A 16,456-nucleotide genomic window follows, 5' to 3' on the forward strand; every position below is an offset into this window, starting at 1 on the left:
GTTACCTCGTTGCCCCCGTGGTTGCCGCCGCACTGGCGACGCGCTCGCGCTCGTAGACCTCCACCCGGTCGCTGCCAAGCATCCGCGCATCGACCGCGCGCCAGCGGCCATGCGCGGCGGCGAGCGTGCCGACGCCGATATCGCCGAGCGCGGGCACGCCGCCCCCGATCAGGATCGGCGCGCGGTAGAGCAGCAGCCGGTCGACCAGATCGGCGGCGAGGAAGGCGGCGGCGGTGCGGGCGCCCCCCTCCACGAACAGATGGTCGACATTGTCCAGCGCGGCGATCGCGGCGGGGGTGGCGATCGCGGTCCAGCCGGCGGGTGGCGTGCTGCCGGTCAGCACGATGCGGCGCGGGCTGCGATCCGCCAGGCCGGGCAGGCGCACGTCGAGGCGGGGGGCATCGGTGTCCAGCGTGCCGCGCCCGACCAGGATCGCGTCGTGCCGGCTGCGTTCGAGATGGACATGCGCGCGCGCCGCCGCCCCGGTAATCCAGCGGCTTTCGCCCGAGGCGAGCGCGATCGCACCGTCGAGCGAGGTGGCGAGCTTCAGCGTGACGTGCGGCCGCCCGGCGGCGCGGCGGGTGAGGAAGCCCGCCATCGACGCGCGCGCGGCGGCGGCGACGGGACCGGCCGGGGGAGCGATGGCGACGGCGATGCCGGCCGCGCGCAGCCGGGCGAAGCCGGCGCCGGCGGTACGGAGGTCGGGGTCCTCCAGCGCCGCGACGACATGCGCGACGCCCGCCGCCACCAGCAGGTCGCTGCACGCCGGCCCCCGCGCCGAGACATGCGCGCAGGGTTCGAGCGTGACGTGGCAGGTCGCCCCCCGCGCCGCGCCGCCCGCCTGCGCCAGCGCCATCGCCTCCGCATGGGGACGCCCGCCGGGCTGGGTCCAGCCACGCCCGACGACACGGCCGTCACGCACGATCACGCAGCCGACATTGGGATTGGGGGCGGTGCGACCGCGCGTCCGCTCGGCCAGCGTCAGCGCGGCGTGGAGCCAGCCGGCGTCACCGTCGCCGCGGGTCAAAGCCCCCAGCGCGTGAGCTGATCGTCGGCCCGCTTGAATGCGGCCTGCTGCTTGTCGCGCGCCGCCTGCATCTCGGCCATCCGCTTCGCCTTGATCGGCGCGTCGATCGCCTGTTGCGCGCGGATCTGCGCATCGGTGCGGTCGGCGCTCCACTGCTCCACATAGACGATCTCGCGCTTGTACTCCGGCTCGACATGGGAATCGTGTACGAAGGCGTAGACCAGGCATCCGGTGACCGCCATTGCCAGCGCCAGGAACCTCAGTTCGTACCGCTCGCGGGTGGCAAGGAAGGCGCGCAGATCCTTGTAGGCGCGCCACGGCGACATGCGGCTGAAGAAGTTCATGGGCGTAAAATAGGGCAGCGGGGCGGGGAGTGCCAGTGGTCGTCGGGGGTGGCGGGGCCCGGTGCGGTTTTCAGGCACGCATGGCGGCACGATGCGATATGACGGCGGTGCCCGTCAGCGGGCCGTTTTCGGACGCCATGTCATTCGGTGCGGAGGATGAAGGAACCCGGCCAGACGTTCCGCGTACCGATGACCGAGGTCTTCCGGCACCCGCAGGTGTCGTGGAAGTAGGATACGGAGGCGAGTACGGCGCGATGGTGATCCTGTCCCTTCTGATGGCCGCCGCCGGTTGCACCGCCGGCACCGAGCTGACCCCGCCGCTGTGCCCGACGGGACTTCCGGCGATCCGCAGCGTCGCCGTGACGCGATCGGGCTATGCCGTGGGGCCGGTCACCGATCCGTCGATGCGCTGTTCGACGTTCCGCCCCACCGCGGCGCAGGTCCGCGCCTACCTGACCCGGGCGAAGCGGGTGCCCGATTTCCAGTCGGCCGATGCGACGATCGACATGGTGCCGTGCCGGGCGCGGGGCACGGTGCGGTTCGCGGACGGGCGCCGGGGCCAGTGGGAGGTGGAGCAGGCACGGTTCGGCAACGTCACCGTGGCAGGGCGGCCGAAGGTGCTGCTCTACACCACCGCCCGGCTGGGGCGGCCGTTCCTCGACTGAATGCCTGTGGAGGCCTGACCGAAGGGTGCCTGACGGGGGCAGGGCGGCATCGGCCCCCTGATCCGCTGCTACCGATGCGCGGTGGCGATCCATCAATCTCGTACGGACGGCATTTCGGATGGCGTCGCCATCCATGGTCATCGTGACGGATGATGGCAGGGCACCGTCCGAACCTTGAAGCCGGATGTCGTCAGGACGAACAAGAGGGGGCGGACCCTGCGGCCCGCCCCCTCTTGTTCGTCATCCGCCGCGTCGTCGGTCCTCGCGTGCCGCGAGGCCCGCCTTACGACGACAGCTTCGCGCGGCTCGCCTTCTTGCGCTCGTTGGCGTCGAGGTGGCGCTTGCGCAGGCGGATCGACTTCGGCGTGACTTCGACCATCTCGTCGTCGTCGATGTACGCAATCGCCTGCTCCAGCGTCGCGCGCTTCGGCGGGGTCAGGCGGACCTGATCGTCCTTGCCGCCCGAGGCGCGGAAGTTGGTCAGCGCCTTGGTCTTCATCGGGTTGACCTCGAGGTCGTCCGGCTTGGCGTTCTCGCCGACGATCATGCCCTCGTACAGCGCCTCGCCGTGGCCGACGAACAGGATGCCGCGCTCTTCGAGCGGCCCCAGCGCGTAGGAATTGGCTTCACCGGCGCCATTGGAGATCAGCACGCCGTTCTTGCGGCCCTCGATCTGGCCCTTGTGCGGGCCGTACTTCTCGAACAGCCGGTTCATGATGCCGGTGCCGCGCGTGTCCGACAGGAACTCGCCGTGGTAACCGATCATGCCACGCGACGGCGCGGAGAAGGTGATGCGCGTCTTGCCGCCGGTCGACGGGCGCATGTCGGTCAGCTCCGCCTTGCGCAGGTTCATCTTCTCGACGACCGTGCCCGAATATTCGTCGTCCACGTCGATGATGACGGTTTCGTACGGCTCGGTCTTCTTGCCGTTCTCGTCCTCGCCGAACAGCACGCGCGGGCGGCTGATGCCCAGCTCGAAGCCTTCGCGGCGCATCGTCTCGATCAGCACGCCCAGCTGAAGCTCGCCGCGGCCCGCCACTTCGTAGCTGTCGCGGTCGGCGGCCTCGGTCACCTTCACGGCGACGTTCGACTCGGCCTCGCGGAACAGGCGGTCGCGGATCATCCGCGACGTCACCTTGGTGCCCTCGCGACCCGCCATCGGCGAATCGTTCACCGCGAAGCGCATCGACAGCGTCGGCGGATCGATCGGCTGGGCGTGCAGCGGCTCGGTGACGGTGACGTCGGCGATCGTGTTGGCGACGGTCGCGATCGACAGACCGGCCAGCGAGATGATGTCGCCCGCCTTCGCCTCTTCGACCGGCACGCGCTCCAGCCCGCGGAACGACATGATCTTCGACGCGCGGCCCGTCTCGACGATGTTGCCGTCGTTATCGAGCGCGTGGATCGGCTGGTTCAGCTTGATCGTGCCCGAATTGACCCGGCCGGTCAGCACGCGGCCGAGGAAGTTGTCGCGGTCGAGCAGCGTGACGAGGAAGGTGAACGGCACGTCCTCGATTTCCACCTTGGGGGCGGGGACGTGCGATACGATCGTCTCGAACATCGGGATCAGCGTGCCTTCGCGCGCATCCATGTCGGTCGAGGCATAGCCGTTGCGGCCCGAGGCGTAGAGCACGGGGAAATCGAGCTGTTCGTCGTTCGCGTCGAGCGACACGAACAGGTCGAACACCTCGTCCAGCACTTCCTGGATGCGCGCGTCGGGACGGTCGACCTTGTTGACGACGACGATCGGCTTCAGGCCCAGCGCCAGCGCCTTGCCGGTCACGAACTTCGTCTGCGGCATCGCGCCTTCCGACGAATCGACCAGCAGGACGACGCCGTCGACCATCGACAGGATGCGTTCCACCTCGCCGCCAAAATCGGCGTGGCCGGGGGTGTCGACGATGTTGATGCGGATCGATTCATCGCTGCCCGGCGGAGTCCAGTCGACCGAGGTCGGCTTGGCGAGAATCGTGATCCCGCGCTCCTTTTCGAGGTCGTTCGAATCCATCGCCCGCTCCTCGACCCGCTGGTTGTCGCGGAAGGTGCCCGACTGGCGGAAAAGCTGGTCGACCAGGGTGGTTTTACCATGATCGACGTGCGCGATGATCGCCACGTTGCGGAGGCTCATGAGGAATCCTGAATGTCTGGGGCTATAATTGCGTGCGCCCTTAGCGCAAATGGTGCGCCGCGGGAAGGGGCGGGGCGGCCCCGGGTTCCGGCGCGCCATGCTCAACGGCCGATGGGCATCCTGAACGAGACCAGGATCGTGCGCGCGACCGGGTCGAGCAGCGACGGGTTCAGCGTCCTGCTGCCGGCCCGGTCGAACGTGCGGATGCGGGGGCGGGCGTTGGTGATGTTGTCGACCGCCAGTTCCAGTCGATATCCGCCGCCGGCCGCTGCGGTGGCGCCGGGCGGCCGCAGGGTCAGGAAGACGCGCCCGTCGATCCGCACCAGTGGCGCGACGTCGACCCCGGTCGCTGGATCGGCCACCGACGTGGATCGCGCGCGCCCGGTTCGGCTGGCGGTGAGGTTCGCCCCCAGCCTGGGACCATTCACGGCCATCTGCCCGCTCCACCGCTGTCGTCCCTGGACGCCGGTCAACACGCTCAACGGGTTTGACAGCGTGTCGATGACGGGGATCGCCGGCCCCAGCCGCAACGATTGCCGCAACTGCCGTTCGCCCTGAATGCCGGCGTTCCAGTTCGTCCTGCCGTCCGCCCGCCTGCCCGACAGGCCGATCCTGCCCGTCACGCTTTCGGCCACCTGCCGCACCGCGTTGAACGGCCGGGTGTCGACGCTCACCAGCCGTCCGGCCGTGTCGCGCCCGAACCGGTCGGGGAAATAGCGTTCGGCGAAGGCCGACGGTTCGGTCAGGCGGATCGTCGGCCGGTCGGTCGCGGTTCGGGCATAGCCGGCACCGGCGTTCAGGCGGCTCTTGCCGACCGTGCCGTTGTAATCGGCATCCACACGGACATCCCGGCTGGTCTCGGCGGCGAGCGGCGCGCCGCCGGTGACCTGCTCGACGGGTACCAGCGCCCCGACGCGATAGTCGTAGACGGTCAGGCCGATCAGCCGCTGGACCGGCGCGTTGACCTGATCGTTCGACGGCAGCGATCCGCGCCGGAGGAGCGAGGCGTTGATCGACAGGTCGGATACCGGCTGCCAGCTGAGGGCGACGGTCGTGCCGGTGACATGCCCCGTCCCGTCGATCGCGTTGTAATTGATCGAGGGCGTCAGATCGACCTGCCCCAGCATGCCCAGCACCGGCGTCGAGGCGGCGATCAGCGGCAGGCTGACATTCGCCTGCGCGGACGTGGTGGCATAGTTCGCGCCGACGACCTGGCGGTTCAGCCGATCGGTCGTGGTGGTATGCGCCCGGTTGCGCCGTATCGTCAGGTTGATCCGCATGTCGCCCGCCGGCAGCGATCCGATCTTGCCGATCATCAGCGCGGCTAGCTCGGCGCTGGTCGTCGCGCTGGCCTGATCCTGTACGATGCCGCATCCGGCGCATGACGATGTATCCGCGCCGGTCCGGATGCGCGACCGGCTGGTGCTGCGCCCGACATCGGAAGACAGGGTAAGAAAGAGGTCGCCGACGGTGTTGGAATAGGTCGTGTTCAATCCGGACGACCGGTTGCGCCCCTCCTGCCGGACGCCCCCGCCCTGGCGCCGGCTGTCCTGCGTACCGGATGTCCGCAGGCCGATATCGAGATTGCCGTCACCCAGCGGCCGCGCGGCGCCCAGGGTGCCGGAAACCAGCCGCGACCGGGGTACGAGGCTCCGGTCCTGCGGCACCGGTTCGCCGCCGCTGTCGGCGATACCGGGCCGCTGGCGGGCCAGCAGCCCCTCGTTCGCGCGGACATTGGCGAAGCCGTTCAGCCGGTCGTCGCCGTTCAGCCTGGCGCCCCGCCCGCCACCCGATACGCTCGCGCCCCCGCCATCGGTCGTATCGCGCCCGTCCCCCTCCAGCGACAGCGACCCGAATTTCCGTTTCAGCGACAGGTTCAGCAGCGGCTCGTTCGCGCCGAAGCCGAACCGCAGCCCCTCCGCGGGATTGTAGATCTCGATCGCCTGCAGCGCTTCGGCGGGCAGTTCGCCGAGATCGGCCAGTGAGCCGAGACGACGACCGTTGACGATGATCGAGAAGGGCCGGCCGCCCTGTTGCCGTTGCAGCTGCTGGATCAGGTCGTTGACCGAGCGCGCGCCATAGGTGGAGATGCGTCCCTCCGACAGTTCCTCGACCGGGGTCGCGCCCTGCAGCGATTTCGGCCGTGCCGGGGCGGTCACGACGATCTCCGGAACGATGGCCTGACCGGCGGGTACGGCACCCGCATCCTGCGTCGCCGCCTGCGCGACGGAGGGGAGCAAGGACGATGGAACGGCATCGATAACAAACACGGCATGCCCCCTGATGTCGATGCGGTACTTCCGGCCGGACCTGCACGGGACCGGCCGGCAGAACGATGCGCACCGAATGTCCGGTAACCGGTCATCGTGTATCGTCCGCACGACACATCTGACCGTTCACATCACACCCGGAACGACGGCCGGAACCCGGTCAGGTGCCGACATGCCGATCCCGCGCCTGCCGTCGGCGGCCGCACCCAAAGCGGGACGATCCGGGCAATTGCCACACAGGTAAACATGAATTAACCCCGAATCGGGACCATTTTATGGCCGTTCACGCGGTCGCTGGCCTGTCAGCATCAGGGAGAAAAATCATGAAGATGGCATATCGACTCGCGACGATCGCATCGGCCTTGCTACTCGCACCCGCCGCGCAGGCCGCCACCGTCGTGGACGCGATCGGCGATTTCGCCCCCGGCTATACCGGGGCGGCTGCCGATCTGGACGTGACGTCGTTCTCGGTCGAATACAATGTCGCGACCGACATCTTCACGCTGGGCGCCACCATGGCGGGCGCGATCGATCCGGGGACGATCGGGGTCTACATCATCGGCGTCAACACCGGCACCGGCACCATCGCTCCCTTCGCCAACCTGAATGCCCCCGAGGTCCGCTTCAACCAGGTCGTGCGGGTCAACAAGGACGGGACCGCATCGGTCGGCGCCACCGCACTGACCGCGTCGATCACCGGCAACGCGTTTTCGGTGGCGGTATCCGGCGCGCTGTTCGCCAGCACCGGCTTCGCCGTGAAGGACTATAGCTGGAACCTGTGGCCGCGCACCGGTGTCGGCGCGGGCACGCTGGTCACCGATTTCTCGCCGGACAACGGGATGCTGACGGCGGCGGTGCCCGAACCGTCGAGCTGGGCGATGATGGCGATCGGCCTCGCCGCGACCGGCCTCGCCCTTCGCAGCCGGCGGCGCACCACCGTGCGCTTCGCCTGACCGGACACGGGGGGCCTGCCCGGCGATCATGCCGGCAGGCCCCCCGCAAGGGACGACGGACCCGACCCGGGCCCCGCCCCATGGCGGGTCCTGACGCGTATTATCGCAATCATACACTTGAACGGCAGGACGACACCCGGCACATTCGCCACCGATGAGCAGGCAGGTGCCTGCCGGAGGGACGACGATGGCGACCACTGCCGAGACGATTGCCGAACCCGCTCTGGTGCTGACGCCCCCCGATCCCGTCCCCACGGTGACCCCGGCGAAGGCGGCGGGGCTGGTGCCGGTGGACGAGGGCAAGCGCAGCGAACTCGACAACCGGGTCGACGGGTTCGTCGCCGATCTGGTCGCGCAGGACGTGAACTCCCCAGAATTCGGCCGCCGCGTCGACGCGATCACCGCGATGGGCGCGAAGGAGATCCGCGAGGCGGCGGGCCAGTCCAACCGCTTCCTCGACCGCCCGGTGAAGGCGATGAACGCCGACAGCGGCGTCGGCAAGGACCTGGCCGAACTGCGCCGCGTGGTCGAGGACCTCGACCCGGGGAAGAAGGGCAGCCTGACCGCGCCGCAGAAGCTGTTCGGGATCATCCCGTTCGGCAACAAGATGCGCGATTACTTCGACGGCTACAAATCGTCGCAGACGCATATCAGCTCGATCCTGAAGAGCCTGGCCAGCGGCAAGGACGAACTGCTGATGGACAATGCCGCGATCGATACCGAGCGGGCGAACCTGTGGGCGGCGATGGGGCGGCTGGAGCAGATGATCCACCTGTCGCGCCAGCTGGATGCGAAGCTGGAGGACACCGCCAACGACCTCGACCACAGCGACCCCGCCAAGGCGAAGGCGATCCGCGAGACCGCGCTGTTCTATACCCGCCAGCGCACGCAGGACCTGCTGACCCAGATGGCGGTGACGGTGCAGGGCTATCTGGCGCTGGACCTGGTGAAGAAGAACAATGTCGAGCTGGTGAAGGGCGTCGACCGCGCATCGACCACGACGGTCGCGGCGCTGCGCACCGCCGTCACCGTCGCGCAGGCGCTGACCAACCAGAAACTGGTGCTGGAACAGATCACGCAGCTGAACACCACCACCGCCAACATCATCGAATCGACCGGCCGCCTGCTGAAGGAGAACACCGCGCGCATCCACGAACAGGCCGCCAGCGCGACGATCCCGCTGGAAACGCTGCAACGCGCGTTCCAGAACATCTACGACACGATGGACGCGATCGACACGTTCAAGCTGAAGGCGCTCGATTCGATGAAGACCACGGTCAACACGCTGGGCAACGAGGTGGAGAAGTCGCGCGGCTATATCGCCCGCGCCGAGGGGGCGGCGCAGGGCGCGTTGAAGGGCCCGTCCGACCAGTTCAAGCTGGAGTCGCTGTAACGCCATGAGCGATGTCGACGATGCGATCGCCGCGGCGCGATCCAGCTGGTCGCGGATCGCCGATCCCGGCCCCGCCATGCCCGATCGCGCGCCGCGCCGGGCGGGGCAGGGCGCGCGCCGGCTGAAACGCATCGCCGCCGCGGTGATCGCGATCCTGATCGCGGCGTTCGTCGCGGGCATCGTGACCCCGATCGGCATCATGGGGGTGTTCCTGACGATCGTCGCGATACTGGCGGTGACGGTGGCGATCGCGGTGTGGCCGACCACCGCCGATCGCCCGCTGCCGCCGCCCGAGAAGCTGCGGACGCTGGACCTGAAGGCGCTGCCCGCGCAGACCGAGCGGTGGCTGCAGGCGCAGCGCCGCAGCCTGCCCGCCCCCGCGCAACACCTGATCGACCGGATCGCGGAGCGGTTGCGCACGCTGTCGCCGCAACTGGCGCGGGTCGACCCGGCGGGCGAGAGCGCGGACGAGATCCGTCGCCTGATCGGCGAACAATTGCCCGCCTTCGTCGACGATTACGCGCGCGTGCCGACGACGTTGCGCACCACCGAACGCGGCGGCCGCACCCCGGATGCGGCGCTGTCCGACGGGCTGGGCGTGATCGAGCGCGAGATCGCGGCGATGACCGAGCGGCTGGCGCAGGGGGACCTGGACAGCCTGCAGACGCGGGGGCGGTATCTGGAACTGAAGTACAGCGGCGACGACCCGGCGGGCTAGAACCGGATGATATCTGGTTGAACCGGATGTTCGTCATTGCGAGCGGAGCGAAGCAATCCAGGGCGTCCTGGTCCGGCGCTGGATTGCTTCGCTACGCTCGCAATAACGGATGGGGTCAGACCAATGTCATCCCGCTCCAAGGCGGGCGGGCCGGGTCGGGCACGGTTCGGTTTCGCGGGTGGCGCCCCGGCAGGCGGTGCCTGCCATCGCGGAAAGTCGCACGGAAAGTCACGAAAGTCGCATCCTACAGGGGTGCGGGCGGACCGGGGCGGGGGCATGGCTGCGACGGCGCGTGCCGTCGTTGCGCTACCCTTCGTTCCCCGTCGCCGTTGCATCCGATCCCCCCCGCGCCGCGCCGGTGGAAGCGGCGACCGACGGGATTTACCGGATCGCGATCGTGTAGGACAGATCGTGTGGGGCAAGCGCGTTAGTCATGCTGCGTCGGTGATGGACGGATGCCGTGCCATCGTTGTGGCCGTTATCGCGGGCGTAGCGAAGCAGTCCAGAGCGTCACGCGCCGGGCTCTGGATTGCTTCGCTGCGCTCGCCATGACGGAAGTGAGGGTATGGCGGCGGGGGCATGGCTGCGACGGCGCGTGCCGTCGTTGCGCTGCCCTTCGTTCCCCCTCGCCGGTGCATCCGATCCCCCCGCGCCGCGCCGATGGAAGCGGCGACCGACGGGATTTACCGGACCGCGATCGTGTAGGACAGATCGTGCGGGGTCGGCGCGTTGGTCATCCCGCGTCGGTGATGGACGGATGTGGCGCCATCGATCCGGCCGTCATCGCGGGCGCAACGAAGCAATCCGGGGTTCGGCGCGCGACGCTCTGGATTGCTTTGCGGCGCTCGCAATGACGGAGGTGGGGGCAGGTGCGGGTAGGGCGGGTCGGGAAGTCCGTGCCCGACCCGCCCGCCGGTCAGAAGCGGAAGGCCGTCCCGACATAGACCGCCTGGCTGTCGCGCCGGACGTCGGTCTGGGTCAGCCGGTCACGATCCGAGCGGTAGCGGACGCCGGCGGTGACATCGATGTTGCGCGTCAGCGAATAGGCGCCGCCGAGATCGACCGAATAGCTGGGCAGCACCGTGACCGCGCGGGGCGTATCCGCCAGCGGCCGGTCGGTCGCCGCCTTCACCCGGCCGCTGAACCGGGTGCCGGTGTAGCTGACCGCCAGATCGGCCGCCTCGCGCCCGCCGGGCTGGGTGGCGAGATCGACGCGGCTGACGTCGCTGGCGATCGCGAATCGCTTCCACCCCAGCGCGACGCCGAGATTGTAGGAGATCGGGGTCAGCCCCACGGTGTTGTCGGAGACGACGCTGCGGGTCGAGACGGCGCGGTTGGTGCGGGCGCGCACCGCCACCGTCACCGCGCGGGTATCGCGTCGGGCCTCGGCAGGGGTGAAGCGGAATTCGCTGCCGCTGCCGGCGTCGAAACCGCCGCGCGCGAGCAGCGCCGCCAGCCGCGGATCGCCCGCCGCCGGGGTGAAGCCACCGATGCTGCGGACCTGCTGGCGGGGTGCGGGCACCTTGGCCGATTGCTTGTCGAGCGCGGCGAAGGCGGGCGCGACGAGCGCGCAGGCGGCCATGGTGGCCCCCGCTGCGATCCCGACGATGATACGCCCCGTTTTCATTACCACTCCCGGCCGGTCCTGACTGAACCTTCGCCCGAACATCAGCTAGCATGATTCGATCCGCCGCCGCCATCAGGCCAGTACCAATTTGTCAGACCTGTTGCATCAGACACACAGCCCTGGATATCGCGCGCTGCGCCCGGCGCCGATCGGCGCCGTCGGATGACACCCGCATCGCCCGCACGCTGCTTGCGGGGCCGCACCGGCCCCTGTAGAGGCGTAGATCGCCATTTTCCCGCAGGATCAACGCCCATGCCCCGCCGTTTTGCCGCCCCCGTCGCGATCGCGCTGGGGCTCGTCGCCTCGCTGTCCCTGTCCGCGTGCGCGGGCAAGGCCGATCGTCCCAAGAGCGATCTCGCCGCGTCCAAGGTCACCACGATCGGCGTCAACAGCTATCTGTGGCGCGCCACGCTCGACACGCTGTCGTTCATGCCGCTGGTGCAGACCGATTCCAACGGCGGGGTCATCGTGACCGACTGGTACGTCAATCCGCAGAGCCCGACCGAGCGGATGAAGGTGACGGTGACGATCCTCGACCAGGACCTGCGCGCCGATGCGATCCGCGTCGCCGCGCTGCGCGAGACCAGCCGTGGCGGCCAGTGGATCGCCGCCCCCGTGCAGGCGGCCACCACGCAGAAGCTGGAGGACCTGATCCTGACCCGCGCCCGCGACCTGCGCCGTTCCTCGGTCGCCGGCTGATCGGGCATGACGGGTACGCGGTTCAACGCGCGGACGGCCGATGCGCACTGGCAGGCGGTATGGGACGAACGCGGCACCTTCGTCGCCGACGACCATAGCGCCAAACCGCGCGCCTATGTGCTGGAGATGTTCCCCTATCCATCGGGGAAGATCCATATGGGGCACGTCCGCAACTACACGATGGGCGACGTGCTGGCCCGGTTCCGCCGGATGACCGGGCACGAGGTGCTGCACCCGATGGGCTGGGACGCCTTCGGGATGCCCGCCGAGAACGCCGCGATGGAAAAGGGCGTGCATCCGGGCAACTGGACCCGCGCCAACATCGCCGCGATGAAGGCGCAGCTGAAGCGGCTGGGCTTCGCGCTCGACTGGAGCCGCGAACTGGCGACGTGCGAGCCGGATTATTACGGCCACGAACAGGCGCTGTTCCTCGACCTGCTGGCCGGCGGGCTGGTCTATCGCAAGGAATCCTCGGTCAACTGGGACCCGGTCGACATGACCGTGCTGGCCAACGAGCAGGTGATCGACGGGCGCGGCTGGCGATCGGGCGCGGTGGTCGAGAAGCGCAAGCTTAACCAGTGGTTCCTGAAGATCACCGATTTCGCCGACGAGCTGCTCGACGGGCTGGCGAGCCTTGACCAGTGGCCCGACAAGGTGCGGCTGATGCAGGAGAACTGGATCGGGCGGAGCAAGGGGCTGACGTTTAGGTTCGATCCGCTGGCGCCGCTGACCGAGGCGATCGAGGTCTATTCCACGCGGCCCGATACGATCTTCGGCGCCAGCTTCGTCGCGATCGCCGCCGATCACCCGATCGCGCGCGAGGTCGCGGCCCGCGATCCGGAGGCGGCCGCCTTCATCGAACGCTGCAAGCAGGGCGGCACCACCGCCGCCGAGCTGGAGACGCAGGAAAAGCTGGGCTTCGACACCGGGTACGCGGTGCTGCACCCGTTCGACGGCGGCTGGACGCTGCCCGTCTACATCGCGAATTTCGTGCTGATGGAGTACGGCACCGGCGCAGTGATGGGCGTGCCCGCGCACGACCAGCGCGATCTGGATTTCGCGCGGAAATACGGCCTCGACGTGACGCGGGTGGTGTCGGACGGCGAGGTGGTCGCCCCGGTGTTCGAGGGCGACACCGCGCATACCGGCTCCGGCGCGATCGTGAATTCGCGCTTCCTCGACGGGCTGTCGATCGAGGACGCGAAGGCCACCGTCATCGCGCGTGCCGAATCGGAAGGCTGGGGCACCGGTTCCACCGTGTTCCGCCTGCGCGACTGGGGCGTCAGCCGCCAGCGTTACTGGGGCACGCCGATCCCGATCGTCCACTGCGCGGCGTGCGGCGTGGTGCCGGTGCCGCACGAGCAACTGCCGGTGGTGCTGCCCGACGACGTGTCGTTCGCGATCCCCGGCAACCCGCTCGACCGGCATCCGACGTGGAAGCATGTCGCCTGCCCGTCCTGCGGCGCGGCGGCGGTGCGCGAGACCGACACGCTCGACACCTTCGTCGATTCGTCGTGGTATTTCATCCGCTTCGCCAGCCAGCCCGATGACCGGCCGTTCGACCGCGCGATCGCGGAGCAGTGGCTGCCGGTCGGCCAGTATATCGGCGGGGTCGAGCACGCGATCCTCCACCTGCTCTATGCGCGGTTCTGGACGCGCGCCCTCCGCCACATCGGCAAGCTCGACATCGCCGAGCCGTTCGCCGGCCTGTTCACGCAAGGCATGGTGACGCACGAGACGTACAGGTCCGACGACAACCGCTGGCTGTCGCCCGAGGAGGTCGACGCCGGCACCGAGATCGCGACCGGCAAACCCGTGACCATCGGCCGCGTCGAGAAGATGTCGAAGTCGAAGAAGAACACGGTCGATCCCGAACCGATCGTCGACCAGTACGGCGCCGATGCGGTCCGCTGGTTCATGCTGTCCGACAGCCCGCCCGAACGCGACCTGCCCTGGTCGGAGGCGGGGATCGAGGGGGCGTGGCGCTTCGTGCAGCGGTTGTGGCGGCTGTTCGGCAGCGAACCGGGTGCGGGGGGCGAGGATGTGCCGCTGCGCAAGCTGGCGCACCGCACCACCGCCGGCGTCGCCGAGGCGATCGAGGGGTTGCAGTTCAACAAGGCGGTGGCGCTGCTCTACACGCTGGCCGGCGCCCTGGAGAAGGCGGCACCGTCGCGCGACCGGCACGACGCGATCGCGACGCTGCTCCGCCTGGCCGCGCCGATGGTGCCGCATATCGCCGAGGAGGCATGGACCGCCGCCGGCCATGACGGGCTGGTCGCGGATGCCGCCTGGCCCGTGGTCGATCCGGCGATGCTGGTCGACGACGAGGTGACGATCGCGATCCAGATCAACGGCAAGCTGCGCGACACCATCACCGTGGCCAAGGGCATGGCGAAGGACGAGCTGGAGGCCGCCGCGCTCGCCGCCGACAAGGTGGTGCGCGCGCTGGAGGGCAAGGCGCCACGCAAGGTGATCGTCGTGCCCGACCGCCTCGTGAACATCGTCGCATGAAAAGGGGGGGCATGAGGACGCCCGCCCTGCTGCTCGCCGCCACGCTGGTGCTCGCCGGCTGCGGTCTGCGCCCGCTCTACGGCGGCGGGTCGAACGGCGCGGTCGCGTCCGCGCTGACGCAGGTCGAGGTCGGGCCGGTCGAGGGCAAGGCGGGCTGGCTGGTCGCCAATGCGCTGCGCGACCGGCTGGGCGCCAGCGGCAGCGCGCGTTACCGGCTCGACATCCGGCTCGACGACCAGATCCAGGGGCTGGGCGTGCGCCGCGACGACAGCGTCACCCGCGAACGCCGCACGTTGCGCGCGCGGTACCAGCTGGTCGATCTGGCGGACGGGGCGGTGCTGGTCGATGCGACCGCCGGGTCGGACGCGGGGATCGATGTCGTCCAGTCCGAATATGCGACGATCGCGGCGGAGAACACCGCGCTCGAACGCCTGTCGGGCATCGTCGCGGACGAGATCGTCGCCAGCATTGCGCTGTATGCGCAGCGCCGGGCCGCGGCGCCCGCCGTTCCCGCCGCCGCGCCGACCGCCCTGCCGGCCACCACGCCGGCTCCCGCGCCGGTACGGTGAAGGCGAACGCCAACCAGATCAGGCAGGCGCTGGCCGCGCCGCGGCTGCGTTTCTACCTGCTCCACGGCCCCGACGATTCGGGGGCCGCCGCGCTGGCGACGATCCTGGCACAGGCGATGGGCGACCGGGCGGAGCGGGTCGACCTCGATATCGCGACGCTGAAATCCGATCCCGCCCGGCTGGCCGACGAGGCCGCGTCGCTGTCGCTGTTCGGGGATGCCCGCCATATCCGCGTGACCGGGATGGGCGAGGAAAGCGTCGCGGCGGTCACCGCGCTGCTGGCGGCGGAGGCGGCGGGCAATCCGGTGGTGGCGATCGCGCCCTCGGTGAAGGCGAGCGCGAAGCTGGTGAAGCTGGCGATCGAATCACCGCTGGCGATGGCGTTCGCCTGCTACCCGCCATCCGCGCAGGATGCGGAGCGGCTGGCGGTGACGATGGCGGGCGAACAGGGCCTGCGCCTTGCCTCCGGCGTCGCGGCGCGGCTGGTGGCGGGCACCGGCGGCGACCGCGCGGTGATGGGCCGCGAGATCGACAAGCTGGCGCTGTTCCTCGACGCCGCGCCCGATCGCCCGCACGAACTGGATCATGGCGCGCTCGACGCGATCGGCGCCGACCTCGACGAGGCGGAGGCGACCCGCGCGGTCGAGGCGCTGGTCGAGGGGCGGCCGGACCGGCTGGCCGAGGAACTGGCGCGGCTGGGCGAGGCGGGCATCTCGCCCATCCCGTGGCTGCGCCAGATCGTCCGCCGCCTCGTCGCGCTGGCGGAGATGCGCGCCGAGGTCGCGCGCGGCGAGCCGGCCGACACGGTGATGAAGCGCCACCGCGTGTTCTTCCGCGACGAGGATGCGACGGGGCGGGCGCTGCGCCGCTGGACCCCCGCGATGCTCGCCACCGCGATCGCCCGCCTGCGCGCGGCGGAACGCGGGGTGATGGCGCCGGGCAATGCCGGCCCGGTGCTGGCGGACGAGGCGGTGCTGACGCTGACCAGGGCGCTGGCGCGGCGGGGGTGAGGGGGCACCGAGGCTGGTCGTGACGGCGTCGGGCTAGCCTGTTTCTGTCGTTGTGAGCCCCCACCCGTCATGGCGAGCATGGCGAAGCGATCCGGAGCGTCGTGTGCCGGGCGCTGGATTGCTTCGCTGCGCTCGCCATGACGGGAAGGGGTGGGTATGCCATCATCGCTGGCGGCGGCATCCTTCTGCTTCCCCGGCGGAGGCCGGGGTCCAGTTGGGGAAGGTTTGCCGTGACTTACGCCGGCCTCCCCCACTGGGCCCCGGCCTCCGCCGGGGAGGGGATATTGGCTGGATGATGCGGTCTTTCCCGGAGGTTTCGCCCGCGTCGGGGTGGTCGGATCGGTCCCGTGGACGGGGCGATGGCGAAGCCGGCGTCGGACGGGTGCGGCGGGGCTGGAACGCGCTGGCATCGGCCCGCATCCCTTCCCGCCGTTGCGAGCATGGCGACGCGATCCGGAGCGTCGCGTGCCGGGCGCTGGATTGCTTCGCTAGAGCGTTTTCCGGCCGACCTGAGTCGAAGGGGATTCACACGGGCGTGCTGA

The 16,456-nt window shown here is 69.7% G+C and carries 13 protein-coding genes; 8 read left to right on the plus strand and 5 right to left on the minus strand.

All coding sequences use genetic code 11. The annotated features are described in order from the left end of the window. Position 1: 1 nt before the first annotated feature. Together ribD and IFT82_RS11250 are read right to left on the minus strand one after the other, a co-directional pair. A complete protein-coding gene (ribD, locus tag IFT82_RS11245; protein WP_192126697.1) occupies positions 2-1,027 on the minus strand; it encodes a bifunctional diaminohydroxyphosphoribosylaminopyrimidine deaminase/5-amino-6-(5-phosphoribosylamino)uracil reductase RibD in 1,026 nt (341 codons plus the stop codon). Beyond that, positions 1,024-1,371 carry a hypothetical protein gene (locus tag IFT82_RS11250; protein WP_192126699.1) on the minus strand — a complete coding sequence of 116 codons (348 nt, stop codon included), beginning with the start codon at positions 1,369-1,371 and terminating at the stop codon, positions 1,024-1,026. Before IFT82_RS11250 ends, ribD begins: the two co-directional genes overlap by 4 nt. A 257-nt stretch (positions 1,372-1,628) precedes the next feature. Between IFT82_RS11250 and IFT82_RS11255 the strand changes: the two genes are divergently transcribed. Then, entirely contained in the window at positions 1,629-2,036 is a 408-nt protein-coding gene (locus IFT82_RS11255) for a hypothetical protein (protein WP_192126700.1), read from the plus strand. Positions 2,037-2,319: 283 nt separating this feature from the next. Here the strand turns inward: IFT82_RS11255 and typA are convergent, their stop codons facing one another. Both typA and IFT82_RS11265 read right to left on the minus strand, forming a co-directional pair. Next, the gene (gene typA, locus IFT82_RS11260; protein WP_192126702.1) at positions 2,320-4,164 is read right to left on the minus strand and encodes a translational GTPase TypA; all 1,845 of its coding nucleotides are present in this window, start codon (positions 4,162-4,164) and stop codon (positions 2,320-2,322) included. 101 nt (positions 4,165-4,265) lie between these two features. After that, on the minus strand, positions 4,266-6,404 hold the full coding sequence (locus IFT82_RS11265) for a hypothetical protein (protein ID WP_207105782.1): 2,139 nt from the start codon (positions 6,402-6,404) through the stop codon (positions 4,266-4,268). Between the two features lie 353 nt (positions 6,405-6,757). On the opposite strand from IFT82_RS11265, the gene IFT82_RS11270 reads away from it, so the two are divergent. The 3 genes from IFT82_RS11270 (at position 6,758) to IFT82_RS11280 (ending at position 9,498) form a co-directional block, all read left to right on the plus strand. Next, positions 6,758-7,387, plus strand: a complete 630-nt coding sequence (locus tag IFT82_RS11270) for a PEP-CTERM sorting domain-containing protein (RefSeq protein ID WP_192126706.1) — start codon at positions 6,758-6,760, stop codon at positions 7,385-7,387. Between the two features lie 187 nt (positions 7,388-7,574). Next, on the plus strand, positions 7,575-8,780 hold the full coding sequence (locus IFT82_RS11275) for a toxic anion resistance protein (RefSeq protein ID WP_192126708.1): 1,206 nt from the start codon (positions 7,575-7,577) through the stop codon (positions 8,778-8,780). Positions 8,781-8,784: 4 nt separating this feature from the next. After that, positions 8,785-9,498, plus strand: a complete 714-nt coding sequence (locus tag IFT82_RS11280; protein WP_192126710.1) for a hypothetical protein — start codon at positions 8,785-8,787, stop codon at positions 9,496-9,498. Positions 9,499-10,414: 916 nt separating this feature from the next. On the opposite strand, the gene IFT82_RS11285 is transcribed toward IFT82_RS11280, so the two are convergent. Next, positions 10,415-11,125, minus strand: coding sequence for a hypothetical protein (locus IFT82_RS11285; protein WP_192126712.1), 711 nt, complete (start codon positions 11,123-11,125; stop codon positions 10,415-10,417). Positions 11,126-11,377: 252 nt separating this feature from the next. On the opposite strand from IFT82_RS11285, the gene IFT82_RS11290 reads away from it, so the two are divergent. Genes IFT82_RS11290 through holA form a run of 4 tightly spaced genes read left to right on the plus strand, consistent with a single transcriptional unit; the run spans position 11,378 to position 15,914 of the window. Then, positions 11,378-11,824, plus strand: coding sequence for a DUF3576 domain-containing protein (locus IFT82_RS11290; RefSeq protein WP_192126714.1), 447 nt, complete (start codon positions 11,378-11,380; stop codon positions 11,822-11,824). A 6-nt stretch (positions 11,825-11,830) separates the two neighbouring features. Further along, a complete protein-coding gene (gene leuS / locus IFT82_RS11295; RefSeq protein ID WP_192126716.1) occupies positions 11,831-14,335 on the plus strand; it encodes a leucine--tRNA ligase in 2,505 nt (834 codons plus the stop codon). Between the two features lie 11 nt (positions 14,336-14,346). Next, positions 14,347-14,904, plus strand: coding sequence for an LPS assembly lipoprotein LptE (gene lptE / locus IFT82_RS11300; RefSeq protein WP_192126718.1), 558 nt, complete (start codon positions 14,347-14,349; stop codon positions 14,902-14,904). Continuing rightward, entirely contained in the window at positions 14,901-15,914 is a 1,014-nt protein-coding gene (gene holA / locus IFT82_RS11305; RefSeq protein WP_192126720.1) for a DNA polymerase III subunit delta, read from the plus strand. Before lptE ends, holA begins: the two co-directional genes overlap by 4 nt. The last annotated feature ends 542 nt before the right edge of the window (positions 15,915-16,456 follow it).

Origin of the sequence: Sphingomonas sp. CFBP 8760 (assembly GCF_014841615.1) — a bacterium.
Lineage (GTDB): Bacteria > Pseudomonadota > Alphaproteobacteria > Sphingomonadales > Sphingomonadaceae > Sphingomonas.